9 protein-coding genes, 1 tRNA gene and 2 rRNA genes are annotated in these 22,996 nt (G+C 54.7%); 9 read left to right on the forward strand and 3 right to left on the reverse strand.

Going from position 1 to position 22,996, the window contains the following annotated elements; genetic code table 11:
* Window positions 1–79 precede the first annotated feature (79 nt).
* The gene (locus tag R8377_RS00450; protein WP_317643636.1) at window positions 80–3,544 is read right to left on the reverse strand and encodes an RCC1 domain-containing protein; all 3,465 of its coding nucleotides are present in this window, start codon (window positions 3,542–3,544) and stop codon (window positions 80–82) included.
* A gap of 296 nt (window positions 3,545–3,840) precedes the next feature.
* Here R8377_RS00450 and R8377_RS00455 point away from each other — a divergent pair.
* The 3 genes from R8377_RS00455 to R8377_RS00465 all read left to right on the forward strand — a co-directional run bounded on the left by R8377_RS00455 (window position 3,841) and on the right by R8377_RS00465 (window position 6,931).
* Window positions 3,841–3,914 (forward strand) — tRNA-Gly (locus tag R8377_RS00455).
* Between the two features lie 165 nt (window positions 3,915–4,079).
* Complete coding sequence (locus tag R8377_RS00460; RefSeq protein ID WP_317643010.1) at window positions 4,080–6,065, forward strand: hypothetical protein; 1,986 nt, start codon at window positions 4,080–4,082, stop codon at window positions 6,063–6,065.
* Window positions 6,066–6,199: 134 nt separating this feature from the next.
* Window positions 6,200–6,931 carry an alpha/beta hydrolase gene (locus tag R8377_RS00465; protein ID WP_317643011.1) on the forward strand — a complete coding sequence of 244 codons (732 nt, stop codon included), beginning with the start codon at window positions 6,200–6,202 and terminating at the stop codon, window positions 6,929–6,931.
* A gap of 35 nt (window positions 6,932–6,966) precedes the next feature.
* Here the strand turns inward: R8377_RS00465 and R8377_RS00470 are convergent, their stop codons facing one another.
* Window positions 6,967–9,084 carry a cation:proton antiporter gene (locus R8377_RS00470; protein ID WP_317643012.1) on the reverse strand — a complete coding sequence of 706 codons (2,118 nt, stop codon included), beginning with the start codon at window positions 9,082–9,084 and terminating at the stop codon, window positions 6,967–6,969.
* A 310-nt stretch (window positions 9,085–9,394) separates the two neighbouring features.
* On the opposite strand from R8377_RS00470, the gene R8377_RS00475 reads away from it, so the two are divergent.
* From R8377_RS00475 to otsB, 4 genes are all read left to right on the forward strand, one after another.
* Window positions 9,395–12,205 carry a cation-translocating P-type ATPase gene (locus R8377_RS00475; protein ID WP_317643013.1) on the forward strand — a complete coding sequence of 937 codons (2,811 nt, stop codon included), beginning with the start codon at window positions 9,395–9,397 and terminating at the stop codon, window positions 12,203–12,205.
* Between the two features lie 160 nt (window positions 12,206–12,365).
* On the forward strand, window positions 12,366–12,788 hold the full coding sequence (locus tag R8377_RS00480; RefSeq protein ID WP_317643014.1) for a nucleoside deaminase: 423 nt from the start codon (window positions 12,366–12,368) through the stop codon (window positions 12,786–12,788).
* Between the two features lie 189 nt (window positions 12,789–12,977).
* Window positions 12,978–13,967, forward strand: a complete 990-nt coding sequence (locus R8377_RS00485) for a ketopantoate reductase family protein (protein WP_317643015.1) — start codon at window positions 12,978–12,980, stop codon at window positions 13,965–13,967.
* A gap of 173 nt (window positions 13,968–14,140) precedes the next feature.
* Window positions 14,141–16,567 carry a trehalose-phosphatase gene (otsB, locus tag R8377_RS00490; RefSeq protein ID WP_317643016.1) on the forward strand — a complete coding sequence of 809 codons (2,427 nt, stop codon included), beginning with the start codon at window positions 14,141–14,143 and terminating at the stop codon, window positions 16,565–16,567.
* A gap of 116 nt (window positions 16,568–16,683) precedes the next feature.
* On the opposite strand, the gene R8377_RS00495 is transcribed toward otsB, so the two are convergent.
* Window positions 16,684–17,445, reverse strand: coding sequence for an SIR2 family NAD-dependent protein deacylase (locus R8377_RS00495; RefSeq protein WP_317643017.1), 762 nt, complete (start codon window positions 17,443–17,445; stop codon window positions 16,684–16,686).
* A 465-nt stretch (window positions 17,446–17,910) separates the two neighbouring features.
* On the opposite strand from R8377_RS00495, the gene R8377_RS00500 reads away from it, so the two are divergent.
* Both R8377_RS00500 and R8377_RS00505 read left to right on the forward strand, forming a co-directional pair.
* Window positions 17,911–19,437: ribosomal RNA gene (locus tag R8377_RS00500) — 16S ribosomal RNA — on the forward strand.
* A gap of 391 nt (window positions 19,438–19,828) precedes the next feature.
* A 23S ribosomal RNA gene (locus tag R8377_RS00505) occupies window positions 19,829–22,901 on the forward strand.
* Together the 16S and 23S rRNA genes form the textbook arrangement of a ribosomal RNA operon.
* The last annotated feature ends 95 nt before the right edge of the window (window positions 22,902–22,996 follow it).

The raw sequence follows: 22,996 nt of genomic DNA on the forward strand, positions 1-22,996 counted from the left end.
TCGCATAATCTCGTGTTCAATGTATAGTGCAACACTTCGCGAGATCGCAACCCAGCAACAATCTCAACTGGGGGCACAATCAGTGCTTGTGTCGACCATTTTGCAAATTAGGGAACTTGTGACGTAAGCCTAGCTGGCGGCAGACCAAGACGAGTACGGCGCTGGTAGCGAGCCCCCAAGTGGCGACAGCGACAGTCCTCTGCCTGGAAAGCTCTCCTGCGGCTGGCAGAAGAAGGGCTATTGCACTGCCAATGAAGGAGTAGGGCAAGATGTAGTCAGATTGTCCATCTCCGTCAAGGGCCCAGCGGATGTGCACGTCGACTGTTCCGGGCCAATGCTGGGGTGCTGTGACCTTCCACACCTTTGCGGTCTCATCCCAGCTAGGGTCATCAGTAGACTTCGTAGTATCAAAGTCCACCTGTTGCACCACAACCTTTGGCAATGCGATAGGGGAGGCTATGTAGGGGTTAGTTGTTGGAGCGAATGGCTCTTTACCCAGGTAACTAGAGCCTCCCCAAGTAAGTATGTGGTGGTTACTGTCAAGTACTGCTGACATACTATGCCCTACGCTGATTTGAATGATGTTAGTCGAAAGATGGTTGAGTGCGGTGATATCGGTAGGAGTAGGTGAGTCATACCTGCTGGAGTAGCCTAATCGATTGTCAGTCCAGCCCCAAGTCCACAGGTGGCCCGCGCTGTCCAGGACCAGATAACTATTGAAATCTGAGCTGATTTGAGTCACGGAGGGAGGGAGTTTACCGAGTGCTGTTATGTCAGCGGGTCGGGCCCAAGGGGCCACACTGGGAGAAACTGTGCCATTGCCGAGCTGGCCGTTGGAGTTATCTCCCCATGTCCAGACGTGACCATTTCTATCGAGGGCTATGTCGCCTGTGCTTACTTGGGCTATGGAAGCGGGCAGTAGGCCTAGAGCGCAAAGATCTACGGGCACAGGCTTTAAGGAGACTGGAATTCCCGCATCTTGCATATTCCTGAGCGTGCCCACTCCCCAAGTCCAAACGTGCCCAGCGCTGTCCAGAGCAAGAGGTGAACCGGCTGCACCGCTGATTTGAACGATTCCAGCAGGTAACCCACCCTGGCCCGTGATGTCTGTGGGATCGTTGCGCCCTCCTGCAATAGGCTGACTGGGTTGGCTACCATTTCCTAGTTCCCCGTTTTGATTGCTGCCCCATGTCCAGACGTGACCAGCGGAATCCAAGGCCATTGCATATAAGGTGCTTGCCTGGATTTGCACTATATTAGTAGGCAGTTTGCCAAGTGCACTGATATCTACTGGCTGACGATGGTTATCGTCATCGATAGTACCGAGTCCCAACTGCCCGACAGTATTAGAACCCATTGTCCAGACGTGACCTCTGCTATCTAGGGCTAGCGATAACCACTGTCCTGCTGCAACCTGCCTAAATTGCACCCCCGCCGGGGTTTTTATTCGGATAGGGTAGTAGGCTATTCCCATAAACTCGCCGAGTTCTCCGGAATACGTTGATCCCCAACCATACAAGTTCCCATCGGTTCCCAGCGCTAGGGTGTGGGTGCCGCCTGAGCTGACCTGCGCGTACGTGAGGCTAGGAGGATTCGGCGCTGTGATGGAGACCGTATTGCCGCCGGAGGTGGGTCCTTGAGTGGGGTCGATAGAAAAGCTGCGGGCTTCCCACTTGGCTGTGAGGGTCATATTCGCAGTAACGCTCTGGGTAAAGTCCCAGGCTTGGTTACTGCTGTCGTACCAACCAATAAACCAGTGATTTTCCCAAGTAGGCACAGTCGAGGGCCATTGGGCTTTTTGTACGGTCCCGTCTAAGTATTGGTCTGCGGGTGCTGCTCCCGGGGCGCCCCCCAAATCAAAGCGTACGAGGTGCGAACCAGGTGGAGGGTTGCCAACATCTATGTACTCATAGTGAAGGGTGGCGGAAGTGGGGAAATCGGTAGCGAGCATACCGTTCTCATTGGCCCAAACGATACTCCATTCCACTACAACGTTGACTTTGCCGGCTGCGTGGAGGGGTACATTTAAGGTCCACATGTTGGTTGTTGGGTCGACGGTATTCGCGGTGGCCGTGGTGCCACCAAAGTTGACCCCATTGATGGTAGCGCCCTTGGGTTCCATTACGCGCGAAGGAGATGTGCTGTAAGTAAGGGGAACTTGAATATCGCCGAGCTGGCCTTTTTTGTTGTTGCCCCAAGCCCAAATGTGGTGGTCACGGTCGACGAGTAAAGAGTGGCTGTTGATGCTATGACTTGCGCTGATTTGGCTGACGTTGCTGGTCAGATGGCTGGAGCTCGTCATGTCGGTTGGAACTATATTGTCTGGGCTGGTTGTTCCCAGCTGCCCAGTGCTGTTGCTGCCCCAAGTCCAGATGTGTCCGTTACTGTCTAAAGCCATAGAATAGGAGTGGCCAGCGCTGATGCTGGTCATATTCGCTGGTATCGCATTTTTTGCGGTGATGTCTGTGGGCGAGGGAGCTACCATCCTCTCATACTCCTCCTGGTGGCTGCCAGGCGGGGGCGGAGGCAATTTGATAGGGGTGGGAACGAAGGCTAATTGCTTGTTAGTATTGTCTCCCCAGGTCCAGATGTGTCCGTTGCCATCTAGGGCCATGGAGAACGAGCCCCCTGCGCTGATTTGCGTCATGTTCGTTGGCAGATTGTTGGACGTGGTGATATCGATTGGGGTGGGGTAGGAGCTAGCCAAGTTGGAATCCATGTGCCCGTCGCCCACCTGGCCTCGCTCCTTGCTGCCCCAGGTCCAGATGTGTCCGTTGCTGTCTAGGGCCATGGAGTGCGCGCGCCCCGCGCTGATCTGAATAATTGAGGACGGCAAACCACCTTGGTTGGTGATGTTGAAAGGTGTGGGATCTTGCCCTGTCCCCGCCCGCCCGAGCTGCCCTCTACTATTGTTTCCCCAGGTCCAAACTTGCCCGAGGCTGTCTAAGGCCATCGAATGAGTCGCGCCTGCGACGATGGTGCGCATAGAACTGGGAGTTCGGCCCTGTAAAGTGATGTCTGTGGGGTTGGGATTGGGATTCATATTGCCAGAGTTAGCGGTAATGCCTAGTTGGCCGTTTCCGTTGACACCCCAGCTCCAGATGTGGCCGCCAGAGTCGAGGGCTAGGGAATAGTTGGCTCCAGCGCTCACTAGCGTAAAACGTGTGTTAATAGGAGCTTTAATCATACGAGGATGAGCTACAAATAATCCAGAATCGCCGGTACCGAGCTGGCCGTAAGTGTTGTTGCCCCAAGAGTAGACATGGCCATCGCTGCCGAGAGCTAGTGTGTGATCCTCTCCAGCGCTTACCTGCGTATAAATTGCTCCGCTAGCGCGTTCGGGTGGCGTAATAGTTGTGGTGGACGCAGCATTGGCGGGGCCGTGAATGGGGCTTAGGGTTACTTCATCTACTGTTTCGGAAGACCCGTTGCCACCGCGCGTTAGATGCTGAGACGGAGACTGTTTGACCGGGTCAGCGTGGGCAGGTTGGGCAAGTTCGATGCCCCCCCCCCCAGGATTATGACGTTGATAGACAGCGCTAATGTCGCGGCACCGACTGTGCGAAAAGCGCGCATATAAATAACCTTGCTACTGTTAGAACTCGCTGGAACGCCACTTGCTATCGCCTTTTGTGCAGTGTGTGTGATTCCCCTTCGACACAACAAAGCAGAGAGCGACCAAGTGCTCGTAATCCCCTGTTTATATAGTCTTATCATAACTGATATCTTGGTGTATGCACAAATGCAAGTTAGCACTCGTATAATTCGTGTCGTAGCTCATATTCTGTTAGTATAATTTTGAATATGTGACCGATTTAGTGACCGGTGCATACTAGTACTGCGGGCGTAGTTCATCGGTAGAATGGAAGCTTCCCAAGCTTCAGAGGCGGGTTCGATTCCCGTCGCCCGCTCCATGGCTTTGGCAATAATGCCAAGCGTTGTGTGTTCTCTTTTCCTTTTGAATACCTAGTTATGGTATTGCTATGTGATTGCGCATTGACATAAGGTTATAATCTGTCGGACTCAACCGGTAAAAATGAGAGATAAGTAGGGGACTTCGACAGACTTGAGGAAGAGCTATGAACGACGATAATATGCCGGGCAATGCAGGGGCTAACCAGACACCGGAGCAGTATCCAGAAGAGCTGACGCAGGTGCTGAATGTGCAAGATACTCAATCAGCTGCGCCTAATTCGACCGCTCCTGAAGAGCAAACTTCGAGCTCTTCAGCGTCGGCACAAGAACAGCCCACGCAAACTATTGAGCCCATCAGCCAGCCGTCGCCAGAGCTGAATGACAATCAGCAAACTCAGCAGTTTGAAGCGCCTCAAGCGGACCTATCTCAGCCGTACCAGCAGCCCTCGGCTAGTCAGCAACCCTTCAATCCCCGGCCCTATGTGGCTCCCGTTGGCTTCGAAGATGTGGAACCCCAAGAACCAGCAAACAATCCGCTATCGCCGGTTTCAACTCCAGCACCGCTGACGCAAGAAACTCCGGCCAGCTCCACCGCCCCTGCTGCTCAACCGTATGCGCCAGCCAATGCGCAATCCCAGTATCAGTCGCAGCCTCAGTACCAGGCCCAAGCTCAGCCGCAATTCCAGCCTCAAGGCCAGCAGCCAATGCCCGGGCAGGCCCCCAATATGGCAGCGGCCCCAACTCCACTGATGGTTGCCCAAGTGCAGCCGACGGTAGCCGAACAGTTCAAGGCCAGCTGGCGCACTAAGAAGGGCCGTGCTGCCTGGATTCTCTCGATTATTGCGGCCGTCGTGGTAATCGCTGTGGCCATTATTGCGCCCAACATGCAGGCCATTGCAGTTTCGCTGGGCATGGCTCCCAAGAATCCTTTCGCGGTCACCGCAGAATCTATGCGCAACATTCCCAAGGCCAAATCCGCAAAGGTGGGCATTAGCGCGCATGGTATGCAGGGAGATGAAACTCTCAATATTAAAGGCTACTATTCGCTCGGCAGTTCCGTAGATAAGTCTGTTGCAGACTTCACGGTTAAGACCAGCGATAGCAATCTCCGTCTCGTCTGGAACAATGGCGGATTCTATGGCAACGGTAATGGTGATTACACTTACTTAGACGCGGCCGATGTGCACAGCAGTATTAAAGATATCGAATTTAACTGTCTGCCAGCTCAAGCAGACTCTAGCACTTGCTACGATGGCGCTTCCCTCTACGAGTTCGAGCAGGCCATCATCAAGGGCGGCCACTGGAACTTCGCAGAGGCGGGCAAGCTCCTCCAAAACAGTTCCAAAAAGCTGAAGAAGCAGTATGCCGACGAACTCACGCATAGCGACAGCAGCAAAGATTCTGATACAAAGAATAAATATTCCAAGAGCGAGACCGAAGCTGTTTCCAAGCAATCGCAGGCTTCGATGAATAAGTTCTTTACCAAGACTTTGGACCAAAAAGACGTTAAAGAAGCTGTCTTCCCTGACATAACTACCGAGAAGGTGGATGGGGGCACGCGCCTGGAGTATTCCGTTGATTTTGAGCAGCTGATTCGCGCTTTCAGCCAGTACATGCTCGACAACCGCAAGGCCTACCCCGATTTGAGCGACTATCTCAACGACATGTTTAGCTCATTCGGGCAGTCATATCGCGAAGTCTTCAAGGAGGGTGCCAGCTTTAGGATGCCCAGCGAGATGATTGCGCGCCGTCTCCAGATGACGCTCGATATGGACAGCAATAACAATATGAAGTCTTTGACCTTCAAAATCAAAGGCCTTGTCTCCTTGAATGTCTCTATCGACGAGCTCAACAGCGTTAAGGTCGATACCGCAGATTTGGACGAGTTTGTGAGTAAGGCCAAGGAGGGCGAATCGCTCAAAGACAGCTCCAAGCCTTCCCTCAAAAATAAGCTGCCTGATTCGCTTGGCGGCGATTCCAGCGATGATTGGGGTGGCCTAGGCAAGTATGGCGATTCTGACTACGATTGGGATGACTGGGACGACGACGAAGATTCGGATGATGGTTTCAGCTTCTCCAATGATGGCGTAGAAGTGCAGCCCTCGGGAGCCTTCCTTCGCGCAGTGAAAGAGCTTGCCTTCCTGAGCTAATGCATAAGGTAGATGAGCGCTAGCTGTTTTGCTTGACCAAGCGAGATGGCTAGCGTTTTTCTATATGTGATATTGCTTGCTTTGCTGCCGTTCGATTGTGCAAAAATGCTACTCAAGCGCTATCGTGAGATAGTATGAGCCAAGATAATGAAGGCGAAGTAATCGTGCCGGGCATCGCGGGCGAGCCCCTTGAAGTAAGAACGGCCAAGTATTCACGCAAAGGGGGGCAGGCCAACCTGCGTCGCCCCATCTTCCTGCTCCTCCACGGTTGGGGTTCCAACGAAGACGACATTGCCGACCTGATGCGCTACATAGCCCCTTACAACGATTACGTTTCCCTGCGCGCCCCGCTTACAGTGCCGGGCTCTGATCGCGGCATGTTTGGCCCCGGATACAGTTGGTTTCACCGGGCTTTGCCCCAAGGCGACGATTTGGACCGCGACGGTTTTGCTGCTGCTAGTGCCATCGACCAATGGGTCGCCAAGAATCTGCCTGCCGAGCGCGAAGTAGTGGTCATGGGCTTTTCGCAGGGAGGCATGCTGGCTGCCCATCTCATGCGCGTCAATCCCGAGCGGTACCGGGCTGCAATTGCGCTCTCTGGTTTCTTGGCTCCGGGCTCGGTGGAGGGCACTGCGCCAGCCGACGAGCGCCTATCTTCCCTAGAAAAGCCAGTATTCTACGGTTTTGGTACCGCAGACCAAGTAGTGCCCCGCTATGAGTCGCATGCGTTCGCAGCTTGGCTCGACGAGCATGTGTGGCTGCGCTCGCAGTCCTACAACAACTTAGACCATTCCGTGTCTATGTCTGAGCTGGCTGACATCCGCCAGTGGTTGGCAGACATAGACGTCTCTTCCGGACTTATGTGAATGCGGCACTCGCTTGGGGTTTGCGCAGTCTCAGGTTAGAGTACCGAGTCGTTGTCTACCTGCATTACGTATACGTTGCGTCGCAAATCGCGCGCCCAACTACGCGAAATCTCGCCGGCCTCGACCATGTCTTGAATTACGGAGAGCTCAGTAGCATACCCTTCGCGCTTCACTTCTTCGACTGAGTCGCGCATTTCTGAGGCCTCGCCGAATTCAGTCTTGCCTTCTGCTGAAGATTCTATGAGCTGGTGGTTAATGATGGTGGTAAGCAAGTCTTCGGTCTTAAAGCGCCCTTTGCCCAGCTCAGCGTACAGCTGCTCGACCACGTGGTGGTTGAGTTCGGCCTGCAAATCGCGCGAAGCTAGGAAGACTTCGTTTTCCGAAACTTTAGGTGTCACATGCCGGAGACGGTGAATTAGGTGGCGAATCAGCCCTTGAGCCCGTCGCATGGCAATGTGAATGTGCCACTTAACTTCACTGCCCTCGTCCAAGTGGGCCAGAGAATTCGTGATATGCTCTAGGATCTGTTCGGCTGCTTTTTCGCGCGAATCCTGCGAATAGGCCAGTTCTTCGTCTGTAGCTGCCCCCGCTTCAGAGCTCTCGCTTGAGCTGTCGGTGGGTTCTTCCTGCTGCTTGCCTTCCTCTTGAATCTCCTCCAGCTTGTTTTCCATATAGGTTTGTTCCCATTGCAGGGTTTGCAGCTGTAGGGCTTGGGGCTCGCGCGGATTGTACAGCCCAATTTGCGTTTTCAAACGGGCAATGCGCTGGTTGTAGAGGGTGATGACATGCTGCACAGCTAGGCGATTGCATTCGTCGGTGTGAGCAGAAAGTTCACGTACGGTACGTCGCAACACTTCGATCGACTTCTCCACCTTGGAAGTTTCTGGCCCTTCGTTTTTGGCTGGTGCCAGCAGCGGTAGGCCGAAGTTTGCCAAGAGCAGGGTCACAATAATCACACCTGCGGCCACGAAAATGAGCTCATTGCGCATGGGGAAGGGGTCGCCCGATGCCAGTAGGTAAGGGGTGGTAAGCGCCAGCGAGAGCGTAATAGTGCCCTTCGGCCCGCCCAAGGTCATCACTGCTGCTGAGCGCAGGCGGCGAGCGTTCATAGGAACATGTTTACCGGTCTCGGGGTTGGTGGCGAAGAAGAGCACTCCAGTCACCCATACAAAACGCACTATAATTACGGTGCACGCCACGAGGGCAATAGTGGCCAGGAGGGTAAGATTACTGACTTTTTTATCGCTCCAAGTGGCTACAAGCGCGCCCGGCAGCAGCATACCCAGAATCACAAATACTGCTCCATTTAAGCTGAATGAGAGCACCTTCCATACGGAGGTTGAGACAATATTGGTCTTGGAGGTGTTGGGGCCCAGCCCTGTGTGGTCAAAGCGGGCGAGGAGGCCGGTGGTAACCACGGCCAACACTCCAGAGACATCTAGCCAGTTTTCTGCGACTAAGTAAATGAGGAAGGGCAGGAAGAGTTCCATCAAAATGCGGGTGGTCATGGATTCCCAGCCCAAGCGGCGGGCGGTTTCAAAGATCCAATTCGATGTGAAACCCATGACAGCGCCAAAGGCGATACCACCCACAAAAGCGATAACAAAGCTACTAATGGCGCTAGTTGGCGAGAATGCTCCGGTGACCGCAGCCAAAATGGCGAACTGGAAGCCGATTACGCCCGTAGCGTCATTGAAGAGTGATTCGCCCGAGAGTATTGAGCGTTGCCCACTGCTCAGATCCGCATCTTGCCCGATTGATGAGACTGCTACAGCGTCGGTAGGGCCCAAAGCTGCGCCTAGGGCGAGGGCTGCAGCGAGTGGATACATGGGCCAGACCGCGTGGAGTAGCACTCCCACCATGAGCATGGTAAAGGCTGCTAAGCCGATGGCTAGCGAGAGCGAAAGTTTGAGTGTTTTCGCCAGTTCTGCCTTGTTAATCGTGTGTGCTTCGTAGTAGAGCAAGGGCGCGATGAAGAGCACCATAAAGAGTTCCGGGTCCAGCCGCAAGGGCGGAAACATGGGTAAGAGTGCTATTACTAGGCCTAAGGCAATCTGCACTAGGGGAGTGGAGATGCGCGGTATGAAACGGCTCAAGAAGGAGGAGACGAGCACAGCCGCCATAATGCTGAGAATGAGAATCAGAAGTTCCACTGGCAGCCTTTCTGTGTGTGCGCCCCTGCTGGCAGACGCGCGATGTACCCCCTCTGCCTAACCCTACATGTGCTCCAGAGTGTCGCCGCTTCTATCGCTGGCTCATTGTGCTTTCTACTCGCCACGTGAAGATACGGCTAACAAAGCGCACAAAGTCTGGTTGCAGCTTGTATAAGCTGGCAGAATACTGTTGTAACCATTATATGGAGCTGGGAATAAGCATCCAGCGATTTGCATTGATTAGTGCATAAGCCACAAAATTAGGTACAACCGACCCACAGAAAGGCCGGCTCATTTTATGTCGGAAAACTTGACTAAGTCAACTAATCAGCCAAGTAACCACCAAGAATCACGAGTAAGTAAGAGCGCAGTAAGCGCGCAATCCCAATCCAGCGAGAGATTGGGAGCAGGGGAAGTGCAAGCCAATCAAGACACCTCTTGGCATGCGCTGAGCGTTCAAGGCACGTTGGCCATCCTCAAAACTGGTCGAAAAGGCCTCACCGGAGCCGAAGCGCAGTCCCGTTTGGAACTCTTCGGTCCTAACGCGCTGGCTCAGGGCGAGCGCAAACCCAAGTGGAAGCTCATTCTTGAGCAGTTCACCAGCCCCTTGATTGCCGTGCTCATTGTGTGCGGCGTTATCACCATTTTCCTCGGGCACTATGTCGATGCGGGTGCCATTTTTGCGGTGCTCATTTTGAACGCCATCATCGGTTACGTGCAGGAGTCTAAGGCCGATAAAGCGGTGGAGGCCTTGACTTCACTAGCTTCTCCCACTACCCGCGTCTTGCGCGAGGGCGATGCTATTACTATCGATGCGGCTGATTTGGTACCCGGAGATGTTGTCTTGCTTGAGTCTGGCGACCGTGTGCCTGCCGACTTGCGTTTGGTCGATGCCATCCACTTGAAAATTAACGAATCTATGCTCACTGGAGAGAGTGAGGATGCTCGCAAGGGCACGGACGCAGTTGAGAGCGATGCGGCCCTAGGTGACCGCACCAACGTCGCTTTCTCTGGCACTATGGTCACCTCTGGCCGCGGTCAAGGCGTGGTTGTGGCGACTGGTGCCGATACTGAGCTGGGCGAAATCAATGATTTAGTCCACGTTTCCAAGGGATTGACTCCGCTGCAAAAGATTCTCAAGCGGGCTGAGACCGGGATTGCAATCGCCGTCATTTTGGTGGCGGTCTTCGTCTTCATCGGCGGCACTATTCTCGAAGGCAACCCAGCGCAGGCCTTCCTGTCCGCTGTCTCCCTCGTTGTCGCGTCGATGCCCGAGGCCCTGCCCATCGTGCTCACGGTGGCAATGGCTCTGGGTGTCTCCCGCATGGCCCAATACAATGCGATTGTTCGATCCCTGCCTGCTGTAGAGACGTTGGGCTCCATCACGGTTATCGGTTCTGATAAAACGGGTACGCTCACCCAAAACCGCATGAGTGTGGAGCAAGTAGCTCTCGGCGGCGGCTCGGTCCAACAACTTACTGAAGTTAGTGAGTCCCCAGCGGCTCAGGCTTTGCTCAAGGCTGGTGCCCTCACCAATGAGGCCCAGCGCTCGATTGCAGAGGACGGCAGTACTGTCTATTCAGGAGATGCAGTCGACATGGCTATGGCCCGGGCAGCAGATGAAGCCGGAGCGGTCAACGCTGAGCAATTGCAGTCCACTATCGAGTTGCAAACGCCTTACGAGCCCGAGCTCTTGCACTCTATGACTATCCGCCGCAACGAAGATGGTTCCTTGACTCAGTATGTCAAGGGCGCCCCCGACGCAGTAATGGCCATGTGTACAGCGATGCAAGATGCTAACGGGGCACCCCAAACGCTCGACATCGCAGCAATTCATGCGGCCTACGAGCAGATGGGTAGCCAAGGCTTGCGTGTTATCGGCGTTGCCAGCAGGCTTATTCCCGCAGGCGAAGACATCGACCAACACAAGCGGGCTCACGATATGACCTTCCTCGGCTTGGAAGGCATGCTCGATCCGCCGCGCGAGGGTGTACGCGAGGCTATTGCCGACTGCGCAAAGGCCGGCATCCGTGTCATCATGATTACCGGCGACCACCCCGTTACCGCTGCTGCAATCGGTCAGCGCCTCGGCTTGGAATCAACCGGCCAGGCCCTTACCGGCTCCGAGATGCTGGGTATGAGCGACGAAGTGCTGGCAGCCCGCCTGCGCGAAACTTCCATTGCCGCACGCGTCTCTCCGCAAGACAAGTTGCGTATCGTAGAAACCTTGCAAAATCAAGGCGAAGTCGTGGCAGTCACCGGCGACGGTGTCAACGATGCTCCTGCTCTCAAGGCCGCTTCGGTGGGCATTGCTATGGGCGAGTCCGGCACCGATGTGGCGCGCGAAGCCTCCGATGTGGTCTTGACCGACGACAACTTCGTCACCATCACCCAGGCCGTCCGTCAGGGTCGTGTCACCTTCAAAGCGATTCGCGGCTCGGCGTACTTCCTCTTGGCCACGGCTGCAGCGGCCATGATTGCAGTAGGCGTCAACGTTATCGCAGACATGCCCCTGCTCTTCCTGCCCCTGCAAATGCTGTGGATTAACTTCGTCACCAACGGCGTGCAAGATATCGCCCTAGGTTTCGAGCCGGGAGATGGCGAAGAACTCAAGGCCCCGCCGCGCTCGCGTACAGAAGGCCTGCTCTCTACTACTCTGTGGTCTCGAGTGGCGGTGTGCGGTCTATGGATGGCCACTTGCGTTCTGGTCCTTTTCCACGTCTGCGTCACTCGCGGCATGGATTTGGCTCAGGCCCGTACTTTGGCCTTAACCCTGCTGGTGCTCTTCAACTTCTTCGTTGCCATGTCTGCTCGCTCGGAAACTAAGTTGATTGCCCAGCTCAATCCGCTCGACAACAAGTTCCTCCTGCTGGCCTCATTGGTAGCGCTCGCTATCCACGCTGGCGCCATGTATTGGCCGGCTCTGGCAGGCGTCTTGGGTATGGCACCTCTGAGCTTGCAGCAGTGGGCTTTGTGCTTGGGAGTAGGTCTCACGGTTTTGGTCTTCGCCGAGGGAGACAAGCTGATTCGTCAGTTCCTCGCCCGCCACGGCCACAGCCCGCGCTCGGCCATCCACCACACCCGCCGCTCTATCGCATCTATGCTCCGTTCGGGCATCTGAGTTGCGACACAGGGCCTAAGCCCGCAGCTCTGCGCTGAGATAGCTATATAACGAGCAGCAAAGGCGTCGTCGTAATGGCGGCGCCTTTTGCATACCCGCTTGCCTGTGTCACACTAGTAGTGTGAACTCTTCCATTTCGCCGAGCCCTTGGCATCCAGCTATGAACCAAGCCCTCGCTCAAGCCGCGCTGGCTGCTGCTGAAGGCGACGTTCCAGTCGGTGCAGTCATTGTGGGCCCCGATGGTTTCCAGCTCGTATCGCAGGGCTACAACCGCCGTCAAGTCCAGCACGACCCCTTGGCCCACGCCGAAGTGGAGGCGCTGCGGGCAGCTGGCTCTTGGAATTTGGCCGATTGCACGCTTGTCGTCACATTAGAACCTTGCCCTATGTGTGCGGGCGCTGCCTTGGCCAGCCACGTGGGCCGCATCGTCTTTGGCGCTTGGGATCCCAAGTTGGGTGCCTGCGGCTCGGTTTGGGATCTGCCTCGTGACCCCCATATCGGCGCTCAACCCGAAGTCGTGGGTGGTGTCGAAGAAGTGCGCTGTGCCGCCATTTTGCAAGACTTTTTTGACTCCCGACGCTAAGCATTGCCTGCGTAGTTTCCCCTACCAACTCCTAATTGTCCACCATCTGGACAATTCACCCCTATCCACCCGCTCTTTCGTGCATACTGCCATATAACCGTTGGGCGTTCTCAAGTGGCATTCCTAAGCCGCAGCGCCCAGCTTCAGGCCAAAGGGTGTGGCCTGTCCTGTCTAGAAAGGGGCGGAACGATGAAGTATACGATGATCGGCGCTGGCGCTATGGGGTATCGGTACGGAGTTCTGCTGCAAGAGCTGGCAGGCGTAGAGGTTGACTACATCGATACTTGGCAGCCCAACATTGATGCTGTGCGCAGCCAGGGTGGCGTCTATGTGTCTCGCGACCATGCCAACCGTCATTTAGTTCCCATCAATATTTACACTCCTGAAGAGTATGAGGGCGATCCAGACGTGTGGATGGTTTTCATGAAGCAAATGCAGCTGGAAGATATGCTCAAGCGTTGTGCCCCGCTCTTTAAGGACCACCAAGTCGTCTTCTCTGCTATGAACGGCTGGGGCCATTTTGAAAAGCTGAGCCAGTACTTCTCCCAAGACCGCATTTACGGCGGTACCGCTTTGGTTGCTACAGTGCTCAATGGTCCGGGAGACGTTGATTTCATGGGCAAGGCCGGCGCAGGCTCTATGGAGATGTGTGCCATGACCGAGGAGATTACCGAGGTGGAGAAGGCTCTCGCAGCCGACTTCCAAACCGCCGGTTTCAACCCCACTATTACCCAGAATTTCCACGGCACTTGCTTGGCCAAGATTATTTTCAATTCGGTAGCGAATACCTTATGCACCATGTATCAGATTCGCATGGGCCAGTTCATCTCCTTCCCCGGTGCCATGAAGATGGTCACTCAGCTGGTCAACGAAGCCTACGATGCCTGCGAGCGCGCTGGTTATCAGATGACCCGCTCCCGCCAAGAAGAGATTGACGCTATCGAGTATTCCAGCCGCGTTTCCAACCCCCTGCACTATCCCTCTATGTATCAGGATCTGACTGCAGGCCGCCCTACAGAAGTGGACTATATCAACGGTTACATCGCTCAGCTGGGTCGCGACAACGATTACGTTTGCCGCACCCACGAGTTCGTGGTTCAGGGCGTTCATCTGGCTGAGCTGGCTTTCCAGATTCACCGAGAAGAGGCCAAGGAGCAAAAGATTCCTACCGTGGCTTAGGGATAAATGCAAGTTATACCTTCTGAGGGCGAACACGTCAGTCTGCTTGTAGCATGGAAAGCAGATGCGGGTGTTCGCCCTCGTTGTTGTGAGGGGCTTGGGCTGCGCTCGCAAGAAGGGCCGACCAGCCTGTGCCGTATCAGACGCAAGATAGCCGGCAAAGGAGAGGTCTTGTGTCACGTTTGATTATCGTTTCCAACCGTCTGCCTGTTTCCCTCGACACTGCTGCCGACGGTTCCTATTCCCTGCGTCAAAATGTCGGCGGTCTAGCCACTGCTATTGGCCCATACCATAAGTCTCACCGCGACTGTTTGTGGATTGGCTGGTCAGGCATCGATCCCGATCAGTATTCGAGCGAGGATTTGGAAGGCATTAAGCAGGCCTACCAAGAGCGTCGCTGCGTTCCCATTTTCCTTAGCCAAGACGAGCTTGACGGCTATTATGCTGGCTTTTCTAACGATGCGCTCTGGCCGCTCTTCCACGATTTTTCCCACGAGGCCAGCTTCAACCCCAGTGATTGGGAGATGTACCGCAAGGTCAACAAGAAGTTTGCTCAAGTCATTGAGCCGCTGCTCTCCAAGGGCGACACTATCTGGATTCAGGACTACCATCTTATGCTCCTGCCCAAGATGCTACGCGAGCGGTTCCCCAGCGCCTCCATCGGCTGGTTCCTCCATGTGCCATTCCCGAGCGTGGAGATTTTCCGTTCGTTGCCTTGGAGTCATGAAGTATTGGAAGGTGTCCTCGGTGCCGACTTAGTGGGTTTCCATACTACGGACTTTGTTACGAGCTTCTTGGCCTGTATCCGCCGACTTGCCCCTGAATTTTCGGTGGGCGATGACTCGGTTGTTGATCTTCCAGATGGTCATCGCGCAGCTGTAGACGCCTTTCCTATTGGCATCGACTACAACCTCTACGCCCGTACTTCTCGCTCGAGTTTGGCCAAGGCCATGCGTCGGGGGATTGAAACTGCTGCTGGCAAGAATCGCAGTCATTACCGTTCTTCCGTCACAGCTGAGGGCAATGCTGCTGCCGAAGCTGCTTCCCGTGATGGTTCTTGGTGGAGTCACCATAATCAAGAAGAGGTGCCGGAGCTCATGCTGGCCAGTTCGGCGGCATCTTCTGTTGGCCAGCGAGACAACAAGATTATCGTCTCCGTAGACCGCCTAGATTACACCAAGGGCCTGCCCGAGCGCCTGGAAGCCTTCGGACGCATGCTCGAAAAATATCCGGAATGGACGGGTCACGTTACCTATTACCTGCTGGCAACTCCCTCGCGTGAAGACGTTGAGTCATACCGTAAGCTCAAGTCGCAAGTCGACGAATTAGTGGGCAAAATCAACGGTCGCTACTCGCTTTTGGCCTGGACCCCAATCCACTACATCACACGTTCCCTCTCCATCAAGCCAGTCTGCGGCATCTATGCGGCCGGCGATGTGGCCCTAGTCACCCCGCTTAGAGATGGCATGAATCTGGTAGCCAAGGAGTATTTGGCCTGTCACGACGGTCGAGAAGGCGCTCTCGTGCTCTCTAACATGGCCGGTGCTGCCGGCGAGCTCACCGACGCTTTCATTGTTAACCCCTACGACATCGACATGGTCTGCGAGGCCTTGCACGATGCTCTGGAAATCAGCCCCAGCAAGACCCGCGCTGGCAATATGCGTATGCAGGCCCGCCTCAAAGTGCGCACTGCCCAAAACTGGTGCCTCGATTTTTTGGACACCTTGCGCCAGGTCACCACTGCCGGTATGACTTCAAAGCGTATCCGCATGGAGACCAGGAATCAGATGGTTTCCCAATGGGAGCAAGCCAAGCGCCGCTTGATTTTGTGCGATTACGATGGCACACTCACCCCGCTGGTGCGCAATCCTGAACGCGCGCAACCCACCAAAGCTTTGCGTCAGATGCTGCGAGATATTGGCTCCCAGCCCGGCGTCGACCTCTTCCTAGTATCCGGTCGTAGCCACGAAACGATGGACGAGTGGTTCTCCGATCTGCCCATCGGTCTTATCGCAGAACACGGCGCTTGGTATAAACCGCTACCGACCAGCCCCGCCACTTCGACAAGTAGCGCCATCGCTGCTGAAGACGAGCGCAGTTGGCAGCGCAACGATGCTTTGCCTGATCCAGCAGTGTGGCAACCGCAGATTCGCCCCATCATGGATGAAGCAGTTAAGCGCGTTCCCCAGTCTTTCGTAGAGGTCAAGTCCGACGCTTTGGCCTGGCATTATCGTATGAGCGACCCCAAGTTGGCAGCCTGCGAAGATGAGCGCTTGGCCTCCCACCTTCACCAAGTTGTATCTGGCAAGGGTCTGATGGTCATGCGCAATTCCAAGGTTTTAGAGGTCTGCCCGGTTGCCACGAGTAAGGGTCAGGCCGTCCAGCCGCTCATTGAAAGTGGCAAGTACGATTTCACACTGGCTGTGGGCGACGATGCCACCGACGAAACCATGTTCTCAGTTATTCCGCAAAATTCGTGGTCAATCAAGATTGGCCCCGGAGATACCAAGGCTCGCGTGCGCATGACAGGCCCCTCGGCAGTTCAATTGCTGCTGCGCGATTTGGCCGCTGGCACTTCTACCCTTCCCACTGAGGAGTAACTGAATCGTTCGCAGCTATCCCCCAAAGCCCCCCGGTTCGGTTGAGTGTTTTCACCGAGCCGGGGGTGTTTTGCTGCCAGCCTCTTTTGGCGCCAGCTATGAGTTATCGCCTCTGCTTAGGCTGCCTGCTCGCTTGCGATTGTTTCCTCAACGAGCTTGGGTAGCGCATCTTGAATCGGTTCGCGGATAAGCCGCTTGGCCAGCCGGTCGTATCGCGTGCGTCCCATATTCATAATGGTGATGGGCACTCCCGCTTGGGCAGCCGCCGGCACAATCGATGCGGCGGGGAACACTTCCAAAGTCGAACCAATCACCCACAACTGGTCTGCTTGCGTGGACAATCGCAGACTTTTCTCCATAGCTCCCTCGGGCAGTGCCTCGCCAAAGTAGACCACGTCAGTTTTGATTAGCCCGTTGCAAGGCAAATCTCCCTGGTAGTGAAGTTTGCGCCGGCAATGTGGATCGCTCACTTGGTCGAGCTGGTCCATTATGTCGCTCGTCCGGTAGGGGGCTGCACAAGTCATGCAGTGCGAACTCCCTATTGTTCCGTGCAAATTCACGATAACATCCGGAGAATTTCCTGCCTTCTCGTGCAAGGCATCAAAGTTCTGCGTTGCTAGCAGGCTCAGCATTCCCGCTTCCTCCAGCTTTGCTAGGGCCTTGTGAGCGATTCCGGGCTGCGCCTTCCACACCGGAGATTCCTTCTGCCAACGCCAGGAGTATTCGCGCGCTGCCTTACTATGCAAAAAAGCTTCAATGTCATAAACCTGCATCTGGTCTGGGTGTTTGGTCCACACTCCATCTGGTCCTCGAAAGTCAGGTATGCCTGCCGAAGTTGAGATGCCCGCTCCAGTTAGTACTGCTATATGTGTGCTCATATTCCTGTCTTACCACCTCACCGCAGCCACGAAACGCCCGGAGGAAAAGCTTCTCACTTATTCTTTTGACTCATCTTGGCCGTATTGCTGCTATTCCGAGGCAAATGACACCGTTGTAACGACACGCCGCTAAGGCTTTGTTATTACTGGACTTTATCTACTTTCCCGGGGGCCGATTTGCGTTTCCGCTCCCTTTTGGGTAAGTTTATCTCTTGCCGCTTGGCACTGCAACTTCCGCTTCAAATTGGTAAGTTCAAGTGCTTATGTGACTGTGGTTTGAGAACTCAATAGTGTGTTTGTACTACTTTTTATAGTTTTTTATTGTCAGTCTGACGCTGGCCTACGTTTGTAGGTACATGAGAGTGTTTAATTGGTGTCGGGTTTATTTGTGGGGCCAATCTCCTTTTTGGGGGTTGGTTCTTGTCAGTTTTATAGAAGAGTCATTAGATTGGCCTTTTACATTTTTTTGTGGAGGGTTTGATTCTGGCTCAGGATGAACGCTGGCGGCGTGCTTAACACATGCAAGTCGAACGGGATCCAAGCAGCTTGCTGTTTGGTGAGAGTGGCGAACGGGTGAGTAATGCGTGACTAACCTGCCTCATACTTTGGAATAGCTCCTGGAAACGGGTGGTAATGCCGAATGTTCCAACTTTTCGCATGGAGAGTTGGGAAAGGGTTTACTGGTATGAGATGGGGTCGCGTCCTATCAGCTTGTTGGTGGGGTGATGGCCTACCAAGGCTTCGACGGGTAGCCGGCCTGAGAGGGTGACCGGCCACATTGGGACTGAGATACGGCCCAGACTCCTACGGGAGGCAGCAGTGGGGAATATTGCACAATGGGCGAAAGCCTGATGCAGCGACGCCGCGTGCGGGATGACGGCCTTCGGGTTGTAAACCGCTTTTAGCAAGGAGCAAGCGAGAGTGAGTGTACTTGTTGAATAAGCGCCGGCTAACTACGTGCCAGCAGCCGCGGTAATACGTAGGGCGCAAGCGTTATCCGGATTTATTGGGCGTAAAGAGCTCGTAGGCGGTTTGTCGCGTCTGGTGTGAAAGTCCACTGCTTAACGGTGGATTGGCGCCGGGTACGGGCAGGCTAGAGTGCAGTAGGGGAGACTGGAATTCCCGGTGTAACGGTGGAATGTGTAGATATCGGGAAGAACACCAATGGCGAAGGCAGGTCTCTGGGCTGTTACTGACGCTGAGGAGCGAAAGCGTGGGGAGCGAACAGGATTAGATACCCTGGTAGTCCACGCCGTAAACGGTGGATGCTGGATGTGGGGCCCGTTCCGCGGGTTCTGTGTCGGAGCTAACGCGTTAAGCATCCCGCCTGGGGAGTACGGCCGCAAGGTTAAAACTCAAAGAAATTGACGGGGGCCCGCACAAGCGGCGGAGCATGCGGATTAATTCGATGCAACGCGAAGAACCTTACCTGGGCTTGACATGTTCCTGATTGCTGCAGAGATGTGGTTTCCCTTCGGGGCAGGTTCACAGGTGGTGCATGGTCGTCGTCAGCTCGTGTCGTGAGATGTTGGGTTAAGTCCCGCAACGAGCGCAACCCTTGTCTCGTGTTGCCAGCGGGTTATGCCGGGAACTCACGAGAGACCGCCGGGGTTAACCCGGAGGAAGGTGGGGATGACGTCAGATCATCATGCCCCTTACGTCCAGGGCTTCACGCATGCTACAATGGCCGGTACAGCGAGATGCGACATAGTGATATGAAGCGGATCTCTTAAAACCGGTCTCAGTTCGGATTGGAGCCTGCAACTCGGCTCCATGAAGGCGGAGTCGCTAGTAATCGCGGATCAGCAACGCCGCGGTGAATGCGTTCCCGGGCCTTGTACACACCGCCCGTCAAGTCATGAAAGTGGGTAGCACCCGAAGCCGGTGGCCTAACCAGTTTTCTGGGGGGAGCCGTCTAAGGTGAGACTCGTGATTGGGACTAAGTCGTAACAAGGTAGCCGTACCGGAAGGTGCGGCTGGATCACCTCCTTTCTACGGAGATTTTAAATTCCTCTTCCTGTTTGGTTGGGGTCGTGCTCACAACGGTCACTGTTTGGTGGTTGGGTGTGGGTGTACTGATGCGGAAAGATAAGAAGCTGTGTGGTATGGGCATGCTGTTGGGTTCCCGGACTGCTGTTTTGGTGGTCGGGTTTCTGCTCATGATTGACTGTTTCACTGTTTGGTGTTGTGGTTGGTTGTGGTGTGGTGGTGGTTTGAGAACTGGATAGTGGACGCGAGCAAGCGAACATTTATTGTTTGTTTGTTGTATGATTTTTTTCGCCGGGCTCTGTTTAATGGAGTCTGGTTGATTGCTTGTAGTGATCTTGATTGTTGTGTTGATTGTAGTCTGATAGGTTGTGTGTTGTTATTGGTGATTGGTGTTGTGGTTACTGGTAAGGGCGCATGGTGGATGCCTTGGCAGACAGGACCGATGAAGGACGTGTGGGGCTGCGTTAAGCCTCGGGGAGCTGCCGACAGAGCTTTGATCCGAGGATGTCCGAATGGGGAAACCCACCAGCTGTTATGGGCTGGTACCGCCGTTGTGCGGGGGGTACGCAGGGAAGTGAAACATCTCAGTACCTGCAGGAAAAGATATTCCGTGAGTAGTGGCGAGCGAAAGCGGAGGATGGCTAAACCAGTGTTGTGTGATACCCGTCGGGGGTTGCGATGTTGGTGTTGTGGGATGACTTGTCTAGGGGCCGACGCTTCTAGCAGTAGTGATAAAACCGTGTGTGAGATGAACAGGATTGAATACCTGGCCGGAGAGGGTGATGGCCCCGTAGTTGGTTGCATATGGTCTACTGATAGTTATTCCCGAGTAGCGCGGGACTCGTGGAATCTCGTGTGAATCTGCCCAGACCGTTGGGTAAGCCTGAATATGCCTGTTTGACCGATAGTGAACGAGTACCGTGAGGGAAAGGTGAAAAGTACCCCGGGAGGGGAGTGAAATAGTTTCTGAAACCGTGTGCTTACAATCCGTCAGAGCCTCTTTTGGGGGTGATGGCGTGCCTATCGAAAAATGAGTCTGCGAGTCAGTGATGCGTGGCGAGACTAACCCGTGTGGGGGAGTCGTAGCGAAAGCGAGTCTGAAATATGGCGTTTGAGTTGCGTGTTCTGGACCCGAAGCGGGATGATCTAGCCCTGAGCAGGTTGAAGCGCGGGTAAGGCCGCGTGGAGGACCGAACCCACTTAGGTTGAAAACTGAGGGGATGACTTGGGGTTAGGGGTGAAAGGCCAATCAAATTCCGTGATAGCTGGTTCTCTCCGAAATGCATTTTGGTGCAGCGTCATGTTAATTGTTTCCAGGGGGTAGAGCTACCAGATGCCTGAGGGCCCTTGTGGGGTACCGAGGGCAGCTGAACTCCGAATACCTGTGAAGTGTATCGTGGCAGTGAGTCGGCGGGGGATAAGCTCCGTCGTCGAAAGGGAGACAGCCCAGATCGTCGTTTAAGGTCCCTAAGTGTGTGCTAAGTGGGAAAGGATGTGGAGTCGCATAGACAGCCAGGAGGTTGGCTCAGAAGCAGCCATCCTTGAAAGAGTGCGTAACAGCTCACTGGTCTAGTGGCTCCGCGCCGACAATGTAGCGGGGCTTAAGCACACCACCGAAGACGCGGCAACAGCCGTTTGGTTGTTGGGTAGGAGAGCGTTCTGCACGGGGTGAAGCAGCGGTGTAAACCTGTTGTGGACTGTGTGGAAGTGAGAATGCAGACATGAGTAGCGAAAGGCGGGTTAGAATCCCGTCCGCTGAATGACTAAGGGTTCCAGGGCAACGTTCGTCGTCCCTGGGTGAGTCGGGTCCTAAGGCGAGGCCGACAGGCGTAGTCGAATGGATGAACGAGTTGATATTCTCGTACCGGCATGCATGCGTCAAGCTTGAACTATGGAAGCTGAGTCTTCATGATGGTGGCAATGGTTTTCGGATTGTTGTTTATTGTTGTGGTTCTTGGTGGATGTGGGGATGGCAGCGTGGGAGTGACACAATGAGAGAGCCGGACTGCGGTGGTGGTTATCCGTGGTTAAGCGTGTGGCGTGTCAGATAGGTAAATCCGTCTGGCTTGTACGTGAGGCGTGATGATGGGCAGCGTAATGTTGCGATATCCGGTGTGTCTTGTTGTCGAGAAAACCTTCAACGTGAGTGTGTATACCGCCCGTACCCTAAACCGACACAGGTGGTCAAGTAGAGTATACTAAAGCGATCGAGTTAATCCTGGTCAAGGAACTCGGCAAATTGCTCCCGTGCCTTCGGCATAAGGGAGACCCTTGGGGGTGAAGCATCTTGCATGTGGAGCTTTTGGGGGTGGCACAAGCCAGGGGGTAGCGACTGTTTACCAAAAACACAGGTGCATGCGAAGGCGTAAGCCGCTGTATATGCACTGACGCCTGCCCGGTGCCGGAAGGTTAAGAGGATCCGTTAACATCTTCGGGTGTGAAGCGGTGAATTTAAGCCCCGGTAAACGGCGGTGGTAACTATAACCATCCTAAGGTAGCGAAATTCCTTGTCGGGTAAGTTCCGACCTGCACGAATGGCGTAACGACTTCCCCACTGTCTCGACCAGGAACTCGGCGAAATTGCAGTACGAGTAAAGATGCTCGTTAAGCGCAGAAGGACGAAAAGACCCCGGGACCTTTACTATACCTTGGTATTGGTGTTAGGCAACGACTGTGTAGGATAGACGGGAGACTGTGAAGCATGGGCGCTAGCTTGTGTGGAGTTGCAATGTGAAATACCGTTCTGTTGTTGTCTGGCTTCTAACCTCGACTAGTTATCCTAGTCAGGGACAGTGCCTGGCGGGTAGTTTAACTGGGGCGGTTGCCTCCTAAAGAGTAACGGAGGCGCTCAATGGTTCCCTCAGCCCGGTTGGCAATCGGGTTACGAGTGTAATCGTATAAGGGAGCTTGACTGTGAGAGTGACGGCTCGAGCAGGGACGAAAGTCGGAGATAGTGATCCGGTGCCGGCGTACGGACGCGGCATCGCTCAACGGATAAAAGGTACCCCGGGGATAACAGGCTGATCATTCCCAAGAGTCCATATCGACGGGATGGTTTGGCACCTCGATGTCGGCTCGTCGCATCCTGGGGCTGGAGCAGGTCCCAAGGGTTCGGCTGTTCGCCGATTAAAGCGGCACGCGAGCTGGGTTCAGAACGTCGTGAGACAGTTTGGTCTCTATCCTCTGCGCTCGTTGGAATCTTGAGGAGACCTGCCCATAGTACGAGAGGACCTGGGTGGACGAACCTCTGGTATGCCGGTTGTCACGCCAGTGGCACGGCCGGTTAGCTACGTTCGGATGGGATAACCGCTGAAAGCATCTAAGCGGGAAGCCCCCTCCAAGATAAGGATTCCGTACACGCTTTGACGTGTGTGAGGCCCCATGTAGAACACGTGGTTGATAGACCGGATGTGGAAGCTCTGTAAGGGGTGAAGCTGACCGGCACTAATGGCTGAGGGTAATCACAATCCCACGCTCTTGTTTGGGTGTGGTTCAGTAAGAGCATTATTTCTATCAGATGATACTGGTTGATATGAGTATCAAGGTCGTTCTGCGGGCAGTC

Origin of the sequence: Bombiscardovia apis, from assembly GCF_033095945.1 — a bacterium.
In the GTDB taxonomy this organism is placed as follows: Bacteria; Actinomycetota; Actinomycetes; order Actinomycetales; family Bifidobacteriaceae; genus Bombiscardovia; species Bombiscardovia apis.